This window comes from Ginsengibacter sp., assembly GCF_057362405.1.
The window spans coordinates 17283-32688 of record NZ_JBMQQG010000153.1; the positions used below are offsets into that span (position 1 = coordinate 17283).

At 38.2% G+C, this 15406-nt stretch carries 12 protein-coding genes; 10 read left to right on the plus strand and 2 right to left on the minus strand.

Annotation, left to right across the window (positions count from 1 at the left end; translation table 11 throughout):
* Positions 1-87 precede the first annotated feature (87 nt).
* Positions 88-297, plus strand: a complete 210-nt coding sequence (locus ACO1O5_RS12675; protein ID WP_486270739.1) for a hypothetical protein — start codon at positions 88-90, stop codon at positions 295-297.
* A 170-nt stretch (positions 298-467) separates the two neighbouring features.
* A complete protein-coding gene (locus tag ACO1O5_RS12680) occupies positions 468-1472 on the plus strand; it encodes a mechanosensitive ion channel family protein (RefSeq protein WP_486270740.1) in 1005 nt (334 codons plus the stop codon).
* Positions 1473-2990: 1518 nt separating this feature from the next.
* Here the strand turns inward: ACO1O5_RS12680 and ACO1O5_RS12685 are convergent.
* Positions 2991-3686 carry a hypothetical protein gene (locus ACO1O5_RS12685; protein ID WP_486270742.1) on the minus strand — a complete coding sequence of 232 codons (696 nt, stop codon included), beginning with the start codon at positions 3684-3686 and terminating at the stop codon, positions 2991-2993.
* An 825-nt stretch (positions 3687-4511) separates the two neighbouring features.
* Between ACO1O5_RS12685 and ACO1O5_RS12690 the strand changes: the two genes are divergently transcribed.
* The 6 genes from ACO1O5_RS12690 to ACO1O5_RS12715 all read left to right on the plus strand — a co-directional run bounded on the left by ACO1O5_RS12690 (position 4512) and on the right by ACO1O5_RS12715 (position 12410).
* Complete coding sequence (locus ACO1O5_RS12690; RefSeq protein ID WP_486270744.1) at positions 4512-5771, plus strand: glycosyltransferase family 4 protein; 1260 nt, start codon at positions 4512-4514, stop codon at positions 5769-5771.
* Positions 5772-5794: 23 nt separating this feature from the next.
* Positions 5795-6634: a PIG-L family deacetylase gene (locus tag ACO1O5_RS12695; protein WP_486270746.1), complete on the plus strand. Its 840-nt coding sequence runs from the start codon at positions 5795-5797 to the stop codon at positions 6632-6634.
* A 405-nt stretch (positions 6635-7039) separates the two neighbouring features.
* Positions 7040-8023 (plus strand): Gfo/Idh/MocA family protein, encoded by a 984-nt coding sequence (locus ACO1O5_RS12700; RefSeq protein WP_486270748.1) that lies wholly within the window; start codon positions 7040-7042, stop codon positions 8021-8023.
* A gap of 78 nt (positions 8024-8101) precedes the next feature.
* Positions 8102-9391, plus strand: a complete 1290-nt coding sequence (locus ACO1O5_RS12705) for an alpha-amylase family glycosyl hydrolase (RefSeq protein ID WP_486270750.1) — start codon at positions 8102-8104, stop codon at positions 9389-9391.
* 115 nt (positions 9392-9506) lie between these two features.
* A complete protein-coding gene (ligD, locus tag ACO1O5_RS12710) occupies positions 9507-11600 on the plus strand; it encodes a DNA ligase D (RefSeq protein ID WP_486270752.1) in 2094 nt (697 codons plus the stop codon).
* 192 nt (positions 11601-11792) lie between these two features.
* Positions 11793-12410: a DUF4142 domain-containing protein gene (locus tag ACO1O5_RS12715; RefSeq protein ID WP_486270754.1), complete on the plus strand. Its 618-nt coding sequence runs from the start codon at positions 11793-11795 to the stop codon at positions 12408-12410.
* A gap of 54 nt (positions 12411-12464) precedes the next feature.
* On the opposite strand, the gene ACO1O5_RS12720 is transcribed toward ACO1O5_RS12715, so the two are convergent.
* Positions 12465-12638 (minus strand): hypothetical protein, encoded by a 174-nt coding sequence (locus ACO1O5_RS12720; protein ID WP_486270757.1) that lies wholly within the window; start codon positions 12636-12638, stop codon positions 12465-12467.
* A 155-nt stretch (positions 12639-12793) separates the two neighbouring features.
* Between ACO1O5_RS12720 and ACO1O5_RS12725 the strand changes: the two genes are divergently transcribed.
* Together ACO1O5_RS12725 and ACO1O5_RS12730 are read left to right on the plus strand one after the other, a co-directional pair.
* Positions 12794-13075, plus strand: coding sequence for a DUF6582 domain-containing protein (locus tag ACO1O5_RS12725; protein ID WP_486270758.1), 282 nt, complete (start codon positions 12794-12796; stop codon positions 13073-13075).
* A 322-nt stretch (positions 13076-13397) separates the two neighbouring features.
* Positions 13398-15050 (plus strand): L,D-transpeptidase family protein, encoded by a 1653-nt coding sequence (locus ACO1O5_RS12730; RefSeq protein WP_486270760.1) that lies wholly within the window; start codon positions 13398-13400, stop codon positions 15048-15050.
* Positions 15051-15406 lie beyond the last annotated feature (356 nt).

Genomic DNA, 15406 nt, shown 5'->3' on the forward strand with positions numbered 1-15406 from the left:
GGTATATAAAAAACAATATCACCCATGATTGGCACAGTTATTATCTCTATTTCAAAAACTAATTTTAAAACTGATAAAATAAAAATTATGGCAGCGTCAACAACAAAAAAAACTTCCGACAAACGTGAATTGGTAGCACCAAACAACGACAAGCGGTATGTCCGGAGAGACAGCAAGGGGCGGTTTAGCGAAAGCGATGACCAGACAATATCATTACGCCAGGACGTAAGGAAGAGCGCAAAAAAGAAGGTAAAGCCGCGCTATGGCGATAGGGGCGACCAGCCAAATAAGAAATAAGATTATGTTACAAATACTTTATTCTTCTTAATGATATCTGCCGTTAAAATCTAAACTGGCCCATACACATTCCTGTGGAAAGGTGCTTCTTTTTCATTATCATCTTCCCGAAACTCTCAGCATAAAATCTTAAAAATAAGTGCATGTAAAAGCATTACAGAAAGATTCCCATGGAAGTTAAAAAAGATCGGCAGCCACCGGCGCAAACAAAGACCCTAAAGCCAAAGAACCATTTTATATGGCTAGGGTCTTATTTGGCTATTGCATGCATTTGCTTAGTCCTATATCTTTCATTGCGATTTGATATTTTTCGCCTGCCAGGCACCTATCAGCAATTGACAAAGAAAATTTCATTGGCTATATTTTTAGCAGTTGTTATCTTATCGGTTTCAAAATTCATAGAAATAATTATCCTTAACAGGTCAGGCAGTAAGTACAGCAGGTATAATCTCACTCGCATTACACATTTATTGAGTATCCTCATAGTTGTTATTGTTTTTATTTCATTTTTGTTTGCCAATTGGTACGCCGCGGCTGTTTCCCTCGGGCTCATTTCCCTGCTTACTGGTTTTGCACTGCAAACGCCCATTTCTTCGTTTATTGCCTGGATATATATTATTATTAGAAACCCCTACCGCATTGGCGACCGCATACAAATTGACAATTTTAGAGGCGATGTTATTGAAATCGGTTATCTTGATACTACGCTCTGGGAATTTGCAGGTGAGTATCTAACTAATGATTTGCCAAGCGGGCGCCTTATTCGATTTCCCAATAGCTTAATTCTTCAATCCGCTGTGTTTAATTATTCGTGGCGCAATTTCCAGTATATATGGAATGAAATTCCTTTTCATGTAGCTTATGAAAGTGATCTTAATTATGTGGAACAAACAATTAAACAGGTTACTTTTAATGAACTGGGGCCGGAGATGCAAGACCACCTTAAAGAGTTGAAGGTAATGGTGAGGGATTCTCCAGTGGACAGTATGGAAATTAAAGAATACCCTTTTGTGAGCTTTCGCATTAATGCCAACACATGGGTGGAGGTTACTGTAACCTATTTGGTGCCGCCCAAGAAAGCCGCAACTATCCGCAGTAATATTATAAGGAATATTCTAACTGAATTAGTAAAGCAACCTGGTAAAGCGTTGTTTCCAAATGGTAACTCAAGATAAAATAAAAGAACCTTTAAATAAAAAATCAGTTCGATCTAATTTATACTATTGTCTCTACCTCAGTAAATTGCTGCTTTGTAACATATTCTTGAAATGACCCGTGCAATACATAAAAAAAGCCCCGAACTCACGAGCCGGGGCTTTTCCTTATATGATTAACATTCTCGTGCTAATCAAAGGTTAGCAATTATCGATTTTCAATTTATATGCCAAAATTATCTCTTAAGTCTGTGGATGGAGCCCTTTTAGTACCGTATTTCGAATAGTCAAAATCTAAGTATTATCCCTAATTGTCAGAAGATTTTCATATTATCGATAACATATATCTTTTTTTTGTTTAATCTGATTTTTACTTTAAATTAACAGGAAACTATCATGCAATGGCAAACGATGAGAACCAAGCCCTTGCTGTAATTATTCTAGCAGTAATTTGCATATTGGCTTTAATAATATTTGCCGTCATCTCATTTTTTGCTTGATAGTTGATTTAATGTAAAAGATGATGGACTTAAGACTTTTTATAGGTTATTGTCTCATATTAATGAGAGTCAGCGTGGCTATACTCTCACTCACCTTTCTACAGTATCGTTGTTACACCCATTTATGCTATTTGGCGTCGGGTCTTTTGCTTTTTGTCTCTTTCATTCGGCCTGCTTATTCTATTAAAAAATGATTAAATTAAAAAGACATGACAATTGATGACGACATTAAACTTTTACTAACCTTTACTGTAGTTATTATTTTTGCAGCACTTATAATTACTTTAGTTTTTTTTGCGTTGTGAAATCCGTCAGGATATAGGTGTGGTCTTGCTTTGTGGGGGTCAAAGGTCAGATTAACCTCTGACCTTTTTATTGTAAACTACAAGAGACACTTTTGAAAAACTAATTAGCCAATCAACTGCTTTTTGTCTTTCTATTCAATCGATATTGATGAAATTATTTATGCTCCAGATTACCCCCGATGTTAATTCTTATCATTCACTATGTTCGGTACCTGTTACGGCCCGGTTAACTATAGGTATTGAAGGCGGGTATAAAAAAAATTAAATTAATACCAATAACTCCAATGTAGCATTTACTGGTTATCAATCACTCAATGGTTTTTTTTGGAATTCCCCTTAAATATAAAATTTCATATTGGTCGACTATTGCCACGGAGGCCGCTTTGTTCAAAAAAATTATGATAAGCAACGATCGGCGTTCTTTGCCTGCGTAGAATAGTCATAATAATTATATCGAATTCCCTTTAACGGCTCACCTCATGTTCGCGGTAAGGGAGTAAAACGTTTTTTATTGCGGTATGTATGCAGGTTACCGGTTATAATAGTGATGAAATGGTGCAACTAATGGGTGGGGGCAAACTCGGTTGCAACCTGGCGTATGGGAAATATATGAAGCTCAACAAATGCCGATCTGAAATATTCAAAGGCGCAAGAGGCTTGTCGCCGGCACAGCCTGCTTGCGCAAATCCCGGGATCTTTAAAATTCATCAAAAAATAAATCCTCTTACTATTGCTTATTCATCTCGCCAGGGCGTGACTGCGGTTATTCCATCATCAGCCAAGTACTCAGTTTTCAATACGCCATCTTTGATAATTCTCACCACATAATTGTACTTGACGGCCGCAGTAGTCATCGCCATGGCCGATGCTGAATCCGGTTGAGGTTGTTGCACCAAAGAAGAATCTTTTGGGTGCGTGGCAGAATCCATGGGCGCTGCCGCTCTTACGGCTGTGACATCGTAAATAATAGTTCCGCTTCCATACTTGGACTTGATTTTATCCATGACATCGGCAGGAACGTAACTTTCTGCTACCGGAAGTGCGGCGTAACCTTCCATTCCTTGTGAATTCGTGGGATTTTCCAGAGTGCCCACCTTGTTCGTATTAACAGGGTTGTTACTGCTCACTGTACTATTTGATGAATGACTCATGCTATCCGGGTTTGATGAACGAGTCATGCTATCCATTCCGTTAGACGAGGCTGTGTGTGTGCTATCCATGCGGTTAGGGATAGACGCCTTCAATGAATCAGCCATCGTTGTTGAAGTTGAATCCATTTTAGTGTTCATATTGCTGGCACGGGCACTGTCACTAATATTAAGCGAGCCGGCACTGTCAGCTTTCATCATAGTATTCGTACTATCAGTCGCCTGCGCCTGCAATCCGTTTTTTAAAGAGATAAAAATCAGTAAAACAAAAAGGTGTTTCATTTAAATAGGTTTTTTGATAATTAATTTCAAAAACCAGTTTGCAACTCCTGTGCCACAGTATAGAAAGATTATATCCTACCGTATCGTGAAAATTAATATTATCGAATTGTTGATATGAAACCACAATATGGTACAATAAAGTTCACTTCGCTTCGTACCTGTTCTCTTTCAAAAGAAATTAATAAAACGCGACCTAACCTATGCTCCCGGGCGAAAATTAAGAGCTGGGTATTTTCAGTTGCAAAGGTCCCCAGGCAAACGTTTCGTCAATTAGAAATACTAAGACAGTCACTTATTTCATGTTACTGTGCCGCCATGACTGTGATAAGCCGCATAAATTGCATCTGTAAAAGACAAACAGACCAGATATGTATTGTCCTGGCCAAAGAAGCAAACTGCTCAAATAATTCCACAAATAGTTCCTAATGCTCTTATCTGAAATCTTCTGAACCTGCAAATTCAAATTTCGCATTTCTAATCGCGCCAATCTTTATTTCGGAAATACCGAGAGTAATTTTTCCAAGTAATTTTCTGAATGAATAAAGTTCATTATAAAATTCATGTTTAAATTTCTCCCAATTTGTAAAAACGGAATAATACGAAAACAACTAGCTCGCCTGATAACTTTTGTTTTATTCCATAAAGTTGCTGGTGGCCTCATGTTATTATAAGGACTTCTAAATTTTTAATTTCAGTCGCCGCTAACGGCTGCAAAGGCCAAGAAGTATGGCGCGAAACTTTACGCTCTTACATAAGTTTTTGAATATTGATCTCGTTGTCTTGATGGTATGTGATTTGTATAATAAGATCTGAAAACAAAAACAGATGTTGAAATCTAATCCGGCCCCGACGGTGAAAAACAATTTGAAAAATTCGGTTGCACCCATGGGCAATAACCACGATTCTCGAATAAATGTCCTTGAAATTATAGGAACTGCAACCCGCGGCGGAATGGAAAACTACCTCGTAAATTTTTTTAAAAATCTTCCTGCTGATGCCTTCAGGATCAGTTGTATTTGCCCCTGTGAAAGCCCGTTTACAAAAACGTTGCGGGGCTTAGGTATTGAAGATATTTTTATTACGCCTTTGGCAGATAATCCCGAATGGCGGTCGATACAAATGGCCATGGAAGTTTGCCGGTTTAACCAGGTTGATTTGCTGCACGCCCACATGCCTAAATCGCATGTGCTTGCGGGCATTGCCGGCGCTCTGGTGCATAAACCTATTGTGGCCACCGTGCATGGTATGCACCTAAATGCGCATGAGCTCGGGGTAACGCTGGCTACCGGCTCGCATTTAATTACCAATTGCCAGGAAACGTACGTACAGGCGTTGGCGTTAGGTGTGCCGCCGCAACGGGTTAACCTTTTTCACAATGGCGTTGACATTGCAGTATTTACTCCCGAAAAAACAGGAAAAAAATTACGCGATGTTGTTCATGTTTCTGCCGGAACTACCCTTATTGGTTTTGTGGGAAGGCTGGAATATGAAAAAGGGCCTGACCTGTTTGTTCGTGCGGCAGCCAATGTTCATACTATTTTTCCCGACGCACACTTCGTGATTGTTGGAGCCGGAAGGATGCTGGCGGAGCTAGAGCACATGGGTAAACAAGTGGGCTTAGGCGAAAATTTGCATTTTGTAGATTGGGCTGAAGACCTGGCGGAAATTTATCCTGGTCTTGACTTGTTGGTACACTGTTCGCGCAGTGATGGAACATCGCTTGTATTGCTGGAGGCGATGGCCTGTGGCCGGCCGGTTGTTGGTATGGCCGTGGGAGGGGTGAGGGAAATAATTGAAAATGAGCATACGGGTGTGGTGGTGGATGCCGACGACTGGGAGCGACTGGCTTTTGAAATTACGGAATTATTAAAACAACCAACACTCTTAAAAATAATGGGCGCCGCTGCCCGCAAACGGGTTGAAGAAAACTTTAATGTGCTTACAAATACTCGCAAAACGGCGGGGTTATTGCGCGCGATCGCTCTTTCAGCCAGCAAAGGCCAACCACGTCTGGATAGCTATAATGTATTGCAAAATGGAGATCGGAATGGTGTATCAAAAAAAATCCACTACAGCAAACAATAACATCTCTTACCGCAAAATTGCTTATGAACCAGGAACAAATTATTAAGCCGGGTGTTCGATTTAATAAAGTTTCTTTTTATATAGTTGCCCACAGCGATGACTGGCAGCTGTTTATGTGCCCTTATGTTTATAAAGACATCGTGGCGCCCGATAGTAAAGTTGTCTTTATTAGTACAACTGCGGGCGATGCGGGAATGGGTGAAAGGTTTTGGCAGGCAAGAGAAGAAGGATTAAAAAGTTCCATCAGGTTTTGCATTGCTCCACTATCAGCACCATCAGAATTCGATTTCGAACGAGACTTCAATGGCGATGCAATATCGTGTTGCGAAATAAACAATACCAGTACTTATTTTCTGCGGCTTCCTGATGGAAATCTTGATGGCCATGGATTTTCAGCGTCAGGTTTTCAAAGCCTTTCTCAATTTAAGTCGGGGCAAATTAAGGTGATTAGTGCTATAGATAATTCTGTCGTGTACCAAAGCTGGTCACAACTTGTTTCAATTATTGAAAATATTATTGAATTTGAGAGTAAGGGCTTTTCTAACATCTGGATACACTATTTAAACCCTGACATGGTAATAAACCCCGGCGATCATCCTGACCATATTGCAACAGGAAACCTAGTTCAAAATATTTCGATAGTTACCAGAATGCATCGGTTATTATTTGTGGGTTATAGCAGTATTGCGCAAGGAAACATTTTACCTTTAAATGATTTATTTTGGAAGACGGCCATGTTTGCAGCTTATGAAAAATCGGTTTATGATAACTGCGGGTACAGCACGTTGGCCGAAACCCCCGAATTGTATTTTAAATTATGTTGCAGAAAGCCGAATGTTACTATAGTGCAGCCGTTAGATTAAAAGTTTTTATGGGTGCTGAAATCATCAATTCAGAAATAAAACAAACCGCACCCTTTAGCATCGCTGTTTACGCAATAGCGACCCCTACTGCGTTTAAACGAAAAGTGATAGGGGCTTCTCGTTTTATCAGAAAAAAAAGATAGAGATAACCATTTTAAAATTTTATCTACTGGTGATGGACCTTCCAGGTCATGTCCCTGCAGATTTCTTTTAATTTATGTACCTGCTTTCTGAATTTCTTTACTAATCTTATTCATACTGGTTTTCTAATTTTTCACTTTAAAAAAATCTATAAAAAATTATGGCGGAAAGATGATAAAAAATGAGGCAGATCTATCTATTCGGTGGAACGTTTTAATCATCATTTGGCACATTTTTTATAATGACATGATAAAATATAGTTGAATGCATAGTTATAAATGGGGAATAATCGGTCCCGGAAATATTGCGCATCATTTTGCAGACGATATTACATTAGTAAGCCCGGAACAGAAAATTGAGGCGGTTTATTCAAATCATAAAAAATCCGCCAATGAGTTTGCCGATAAGTTTCATATTGCAAAAAGGTTTACGAATCTGAACGATTTTATTAATAATAGCTCAATTGACATTGCTTACATTGCCACACCACACCCGCTACATTATAATCAAATAAAAGCCTGCCTCCACAACCGTATAGCAGTACTTTGTGAAAAGCCAATTGTATTAAACCACGAACAGTTAGACGACGTGATTAATCTGGCTAAAGGGAATAAAAGTTTTTTAATGGAGGCAATGTGGGTAAGATTCCTACCAAGTTTTACCGGGATGTTGAAATTAATTAATGAAAATATCATTGGCAATATTACCCGCATAAAAGCTTCTATAGCTTTTAAAGCGCCACGCGATAACACTAACCGATTTTATGATCCTGAAAAAGGAGGCGGATCACTCCTTGACCTGGGAGTGTATTGTATCTTCTTAAGTACGCTTCTTTTGGGAAAACCTTCAGAGATAAAGACTATAGGAAAATTATCGGATAAAAAAATCGATGAAGCATGTGCAATGTTACTTAATTATAACAATGCCTATGCTGTGCTGGAGTCGTCATTGCTTATGAATCAAAATCAACCGGCGCAAATTGATGGAACTAAAGGTGTAATTAAGATACTTGATAAATGGTTCGAAAAATCTCAAGGAATAGAAATTGAGTTGGATGATGGTAATAAAATGAATATCCCTCTCGATTGGCAAGGACGCGGACTGCAGTTTGAAATTAAAGAAGTGATCAATTGTCTTTCATGCAAAAAAATTGAAAGTGATTTGATGCCCCATGAATTAAGCCGCAGTGTACTTTTAACGATGGATGAAATTCGAAACCAGGTCGGCGTTCTTTATGGACAAAAATAGTATGTCAACAATGCCCGCAGCAGATTTTGATGGTTACTATTTAGAACCGATATTATCATAAATTATCAAACAAATTCAATGAGTATAGCTTTTCCGATTATTTCTTGGGGCAACGGCACAAATATATACGAAGTAAATATAAGGCAATATACTCCTGAAGGCACTCTTAATGCGTTCTCCAAACATATACCCCGATTAAAGGATATGGGAATTGAAATATTATGGCTAATGCCACTAACACCTGTGAGCGTAGAAAAGCGGCAGGGTAGCCGGGGTAGCTATTATGCATCGAGCTCATATCTTGAAATTGATAAGGCCTACGGGATTTTTGATGATCTTACAAATCTTATCACAACGGCTCATGCAATGGGTATGAAAGTGATTATAGATTGGGTAGCCAACCATACAGGCTATGATCATCAGTGGACTTTAAAGTATCCTGAATTTTACACGAAAGACGAAGAGGGAAATTTTACAGATATACATGGATGGATTGATGTAATTGACCTGAACTATTCTGTAGCGGAAATGCGCAAAGAAATGATCACAAGCATGAAATACTGGATCAGCGAATTTGACATCGATGGTTTCCGATGCGATATGGCAAGAACGGTCCCCCTGGATTTTTGGTTGGAGGCAAGAGCCGAATGCGACGCAATAAAACCCTTGTTCTGGCTCGCTGAGTGTGAAGTTTTTGATTATCATGAAGTATTTGACGTTACTTATGGATGGGAAGCTATGCGGGCTTTTGACAAATATTTTTCTACTGGTGAAATCCGGCTACCCCAAATAAAAGATCTTTTGAAAAACTACGCCAGGCATCCTGCGGGTGCAAGAAAACTTCTATTTACTTCCAATCACGACGAAAACACTTATTATGGTACTGAATATGAAAAATACGGCTCTTCTGCACAGGCTTTGGCTGTTTTTACATGTACATGGCCGGGCATTCCTTTAATATACTCCGGGCAGGAAATACCTAATAAGAAGCGACTGGCTTTTTTTGAAAAAGATGAAATTGACTGGAAGAGTCCTCTTACGCTTCATGAATTTTACAAGGCTCTTTTAAAGCTACGAATGAAAAATAAAGCCATGCAGGAAAACGCTGCCGTGTTGATGCTTTTACCAAGTGACGAAAATATATTGGCCTATTTATGCAGACGTCAAAAAGATAAGGTTTTGGTAATCTTAAATTTATCAAGACATACCGTTGATATTAAAATTGATCATCCTGCAATTGCCGGATTTTATGAAGATTTATTCAGCAAAAATAAAGAAGAGCTTAGAAGAAGACAGGAATGGTTCTTTTACCCGGGAGAGTATAAGATCTACCATCATACACATACGGATGGTATCGGACAGCGATAGACCTATGTTGTTTAGGTAAGTCAAGAATAGACAGGTAGTCTTACCAAGTCATGTTATATAAGTTGGCATGTCTTGCTTTTTACTACTGTTTTATAAATAAAAAAATCAAACCTATATGTCTTCATCAAAAATTTCACCTGCGCCTCGCCCGAAGAAAAGTACCGTTCCTAAAAAGATCAAGCCCATGCTGGCCACATTGGTCGACAAACCATTTGATGAAGAAGGATGGGTATACGAAGTTAAATGGGACGGCTACCGCGCCATTGCCTATATTAAAAACGGTACGGCAGAATTGCAATCAAGGAACAATAAATCATTTAATGAAAAATTTTATCCTGTTTTTAATTCGCTCCTACATTGGAGAATAAGAGCCGTAATTGACGGAGAAATAATAGTGGTTAATGAAAACGGAGTCTCCAATTTCAGCAGCTTGCAAAACTGGAGAAGTGAATCGGATGGAAACCTCTTGTTTTATATGTTTGATATTCTATGGATGGATGGGAGAAACTTGATGGATTTGCCATTGACAGAACGAAGAAAAATTTTAAAAAGCCTTCCGCCACCTGAAAATAATATTCGGATCAGCGAAAGTTTTGAAGCAGGGGCAACAGAATTTTTTGAAGTGGCCAAACAATTAAAACTTGAGGGCATCATTGCGAAAAAAGCGGACAGCAAATATTACGCTGGCCTACGGTCGAAAGATTGGCTAAAAATAAAGACCGGTAAACGGCAGGAAGTTGTCATCGGCGGCTATACGCACAACAAGGAAAGTGTGAAGCCTTTTAGTTCCTTACTGGTAGGCGTAATCGAAAATGGGAAACTACATTATACCGGTAAAATAGGTACAGGTTTTTCGGACAAACTGCAAAAAGAAATGATGCAACAATTCAAACCTCTAATAAGAAAAAAAAGCCCTTTTACTATTGTGCCGGATATCAATAAGCCTTCACGGTTCAGGCCCAACCCGCCTGAAGCAACCGCAACATGGCTTACTCCAAAATTAATTTGCGAGGTAAGCTATGCAGAAATGACAGGGGATGGGGTGATGCGGCATCCTTCTTTTGAAGGCATGCGGGAAGATAAAGCAGTGACTGAAGTTGTACAGGAAAAGGAAACACATACGGAAGGGATTGTTACCGGTAAGAAAAAGAATAAGCAACCTCCTGTAGCTAAAAGAACAGTACGTAGTGCCGCCGTACAACTTACCGGAAAACTTCTACAAGCGCCTGAGAACTTGGAAAGAAAGCCACTGCTAAATCCAACGGAAAAATCGCAGACAAAAACGATAAACGGGCACAACATTACATTCAATAATCTTAATAAAATTTATTACCCAAAAAAGAAAGTAACCAAACGGGACATCCTAAATTATTATTATCTCGTAGCCCCTTACATGCTTTCTTATATGAAAGACCGTCCCCAAACGCTCATTCGTTATCCAAACGGCATTACTGGCAAATCATTTTACCAGAAAGATGTGACAGGTAAAGTGCCGGAATGGATCAAAGAATATCCATACAGCAGCGGACGTGGCGGTGATCGTAACTTTTTAGTATGCACCAATGAAGCAAGCCTCCTGTTAATTGCGTCTATGGGTGGGTTAGAAATGCACCCGTGGAGCAGCCGCATACAAAAGCCGGATAACCCTGATTGGTGTATAATTGATCTGGACCCTTCGGACAAAACTACTTTTGAGCAAGTGATTATAGCGGCACAAAAAACCAAGGAAGTATTGGATGCCATTTCGGTTCCATCCTTTTGCAAAACATCCGGCGCATCGGGTTTACATATTTATATACCATTTGGCGCAAAATATACCTACGAACAAAGCAAAGAATTTGGAAGGGTGTTGGTAAAAATTATTCAGAAAAAAATTCCGGAGTTTACCAGCATAGAACGCATCATCGAAAATAGGGAGCGCAAATTATACCTGGACTTTTTACAGAACAGGCCGCAAGCTACACTCGCAGCGCCTTACTCGCTTCGTCCAACACCAGATGCTACTGTAAGCATGCCTTTATATTGGAATGAAGTGGCCACCGGATTAAAAGTAAAGGACTTTACTATTTTTAATTCGATCGACAGAATAAAACAACAGGGCGATATCTTTTCCGGCGTACTTGGCAAGGGCATCAACATTTCCAAAGCTCTAAAAAAAATTCAATCCCTTTTTGGCAAACAAGAAATGCATAAGTCATTGCTTGAGTAACGACGGGTAATTGGACGTTAAACGCTTTTAATACTATACTATTTGAGAATATTGTTTCCGGGTTAGATACAAAATTTCAACACATTAATTTTGAATTGCCGGTTGCCGGGGTATCTCTTCCTTATTGTTATGATGGAATAGAATTTGTTTACGTTAATTTAAATTTTAATCAATAGTAAAACACACTAACCAATGAAAAAGATATTCATTCCATTTGTATTAGTATGGTTCACTTATATTTTTTCAGCATGTAATACTAACGATACGTCCACTTCGACCTCTTCATCAGACTCAATCACTACAACATCCAATATGGATACTTCCCTGAGCGGCAGCAAAAAAGACAGTATGAACGTTAATAATTCAGGGAATTCTATGATTGATGAAACTACTATGGATTTTGTAAATAAGGCGGCAACCGGTGGCATCATGGAGGTTGAATTAGGAAAAATGGCACAGCAAAAATCCAATAATCAAAAAGTGAAAGATTTTGGCAAAATGATGGTTGACGATCATACAAGGATAAACGATAATTTAAAAGCCATTGCAACTAGAAAAAGCATCGATCTCCCAACGTCTGTCACCGATGACCAGGTAAAAGGCATTAACGAATTAAGTAAAAAATCGGGAAAAGATTTTGACAAAGCGTACGTAGATATGATGATACAGGATCATAAAGATGACATTAAAGAATTTGGAGAGGCGAACAAAAAAGTTGCCGACAATGATATCAAAAATTTTATTTCCGGTACGCTGTCGATTCTTCAAAAACATTTAGATTCCATTCAGGCTATCAAATCAAAGATGTGATTGCTAACGGTATTAAAAATGTACCTAAGGAGGCACAAACGAAGGTTACTTCGATTAGCCTTCAGGGTTAGGCTCAGTGGTTGGATGCCTGGAAACATTTTTCCTCGTGCTCCCTTTTCCATACCCGGTGTTGTTCCTGTTTTTTTTATCTTTTCCTGCAGGTTCTTTCTTCACCTCATTTCCTCCGAAAGCGGCAGGGCTCGTTTTGTTTTTAGTTCCTGTGCTCATGATTATTTTTTTTGAAAGCAACACAAGAAGTTTGCCATGAATATTGAATTATATGGATACAAATTTATTATGGGTTGGCTCGCAAGTCGATTTTTGCGGCATGAAATATGTTAGAAATATTAAGTTCATATTGTAAATAACTTTAAACAATTACAATGTCAGTAAAAACAACAAAGAAGACTCAAGCAGCACACGGCAAACTGGATACTGCCGCAAAAGATAAGCTTTCTGATACTCAATTTGCGTTCCCAAAAAAACGCAAAGAACCTCTTTCTGATGCATCGCACGTCCGCAACGCAATGGCGAGGTTTGACCAGGTTGAAGATGTAACCGATGAGGAACGAAAAGAAGCTTTTGAAAATATTAAAAAAGCGGCCAGGAAATTTGGCGTTGCCGTACATGAAAAAAATTGGAAAGAATTAGCGCATAAAAATTGAATATTTTGAAATCGTAATAATTAAGTGAGTGAAAAATTGGAAGCTGTGTGAATGTACAATTTAATTGTAGAGAATAGGCGTAAGATGGCAGTGTTTTATATTTCAAATATATTCTGAAGTTGAGTTACTAGTTAGTCAACGGGTAACTGATAAAAATATGGACGTATAGGCTCATTACAATGGTGGCAAGCCTACAAACAACAAAGGATTGCGAATTGCTTAACGGTTCCAAGAGATACGCTTACACATTCCAAACGGAGATTAAAGGTTGAGTAAAATAGTTCTCCTTTAAATATGTCTTGTTTAACCGAAGTATGTGAATATGAAAAAAAAATTTGTTTGGTGTTTTGCAATCGTTATTTTAATTATTTCATGTACAAATAATTCTAATCAGCGTAACGGCGGCGATAATAAAAAAGAACAAAATGTAACGGAGAATCATCCGAAACAGGAAAAAAAAATTACCAGCAGGGATTATAGCGTTAACAAAGAAAATGCATACAACGACTTATTTCTCGATAGCTCGAAGCTGGAAGCTTTTATCGTGAAGAATAATATTCCTGATTCCCTCGCAATTTATATGCGAAGTTTTTATAATGCCCGCAATTATGAGTTTGCCTGGTTTTCTTCAGATGGTTTGACAGAGCAGGCTTTTGGATTCTGGAGTTTCAGCAATTATGAGGGTGATAGTACAAAATCTTTAAAGACACTGAAGGTAAAGATGAACGATCTTATGAGTAATGATAGTCTTGTAGTTGACGGCAATGACGAAGCTTTCATTAACGACGAATTAATGTTGACAGAAAATTTTATAGCATTTACGAGAGATAATTATGAAAAAGGATATGTAAAAAGAAAAGAGATGGAACGGTTTATCCCTATTAAAAAACAAGATCCGATTTATCTTTCTGACTCATTATTGAATAAAAAGCACAAGGACAATAAATATTTTTCAGATGTTAACCAATCTTATAATGACTTGTCACTTCAGCTTAAAAAATATATAGAAATAGCGAAACAAGGCGGATGGCCATCTGTTCCTGAGCCTATAAGAAAAATAAAAAAGGATCATAAATCTAAGGATGTAATTGTGCTTAAAAAAATTTTAACTATTACCGGTGATTTTACCAAACCCGATTCATCGACATTATATGATGATGCAATTATTAAGGCTGTTAAAAATTTTCAATCGAGGTTTGGTCTTACACAAAATGGAATAATTACCTCTGCCACTTTAAAAGAAATGAATGTGCCGGTAACAGAAAGGATAAAGCAGATATTAATTAACATGAACCGTATGAGGTGGTTGCCTCAGAAGCCTGCCGCCCAATTAATCATGGTAAATATTCCTGAATTTAAACTGGTTGTATACGATGGTAAAAATAAAGTATTTGACATGCCTGTAATTGTAGGCAGAGATGGACAAAATACAACAGTATTTTCTGACAGGTTAACTACCATTGTCTTCTCTCCTTTTTGGAATGTTCCTGAAAGCATTGTAAAAAAAGAAATAATCCCTTCCCTAAAAAAAGATAAAAATTACCTTAAAAAAAATGACATGGAAATAACTGGCCATCTTCATGAACTACCTGTAATAAAGCAAAAGCCAGGCGACAAAAATTCACTTGGCAAAGTGAAATTTTTATTTCCTAATAATTTTAATATTTATTTTCATGACACACCTGCTAAAAACTTATTTAATAATAATGTTCGTGCCTTCAGTCATGGATGTATACGGCTCAAAGACCCTGAAAAACTTGCCGATTATCTTTTAATAAATGATTCGGTATGGACTCCTGAAAAAATTCACGAGGCAATGAACGGCCATGAAGAAAAAACTGTTCATATTAAAAATCCTGTTCCGGTCTTTATAACATACTATACGACATGGGTAGACCAAAATGGTCAACTTAATTTTCGGGATGATATTTACGGGCATGATAAGCATGTTTCAGATAAGATGTTCACCAAATAGTTGAAACCCGGGATGAACTTTTGAAAAACTGGCAACATCCAAAGAGTTGAGCAACAATAAGGGTTCGCCATAAATTCCGAACCGTCCCCTGATTTCCCGATTGGGTAACATTTAGCTATTCATTCAAGGGAAAGGTCCGCTAAAGGAGCCCTTCCGTTTGTTCACAGGGTAGTTTATTTCTTCAACTTCGTTTCAACTCTTCCTCGAAATACCTTCGGTCTTAATAGCATTTTTCAGTGTTGCCGATTTTCTTCATTTTATCCTTTTCATAATAAACTTCATAATACAGACGGCCCGCAACTTTTGTGCGATCCTGCCTGAATCCTCGTGATGTTTTTCTTCCGTTGTAATTTATT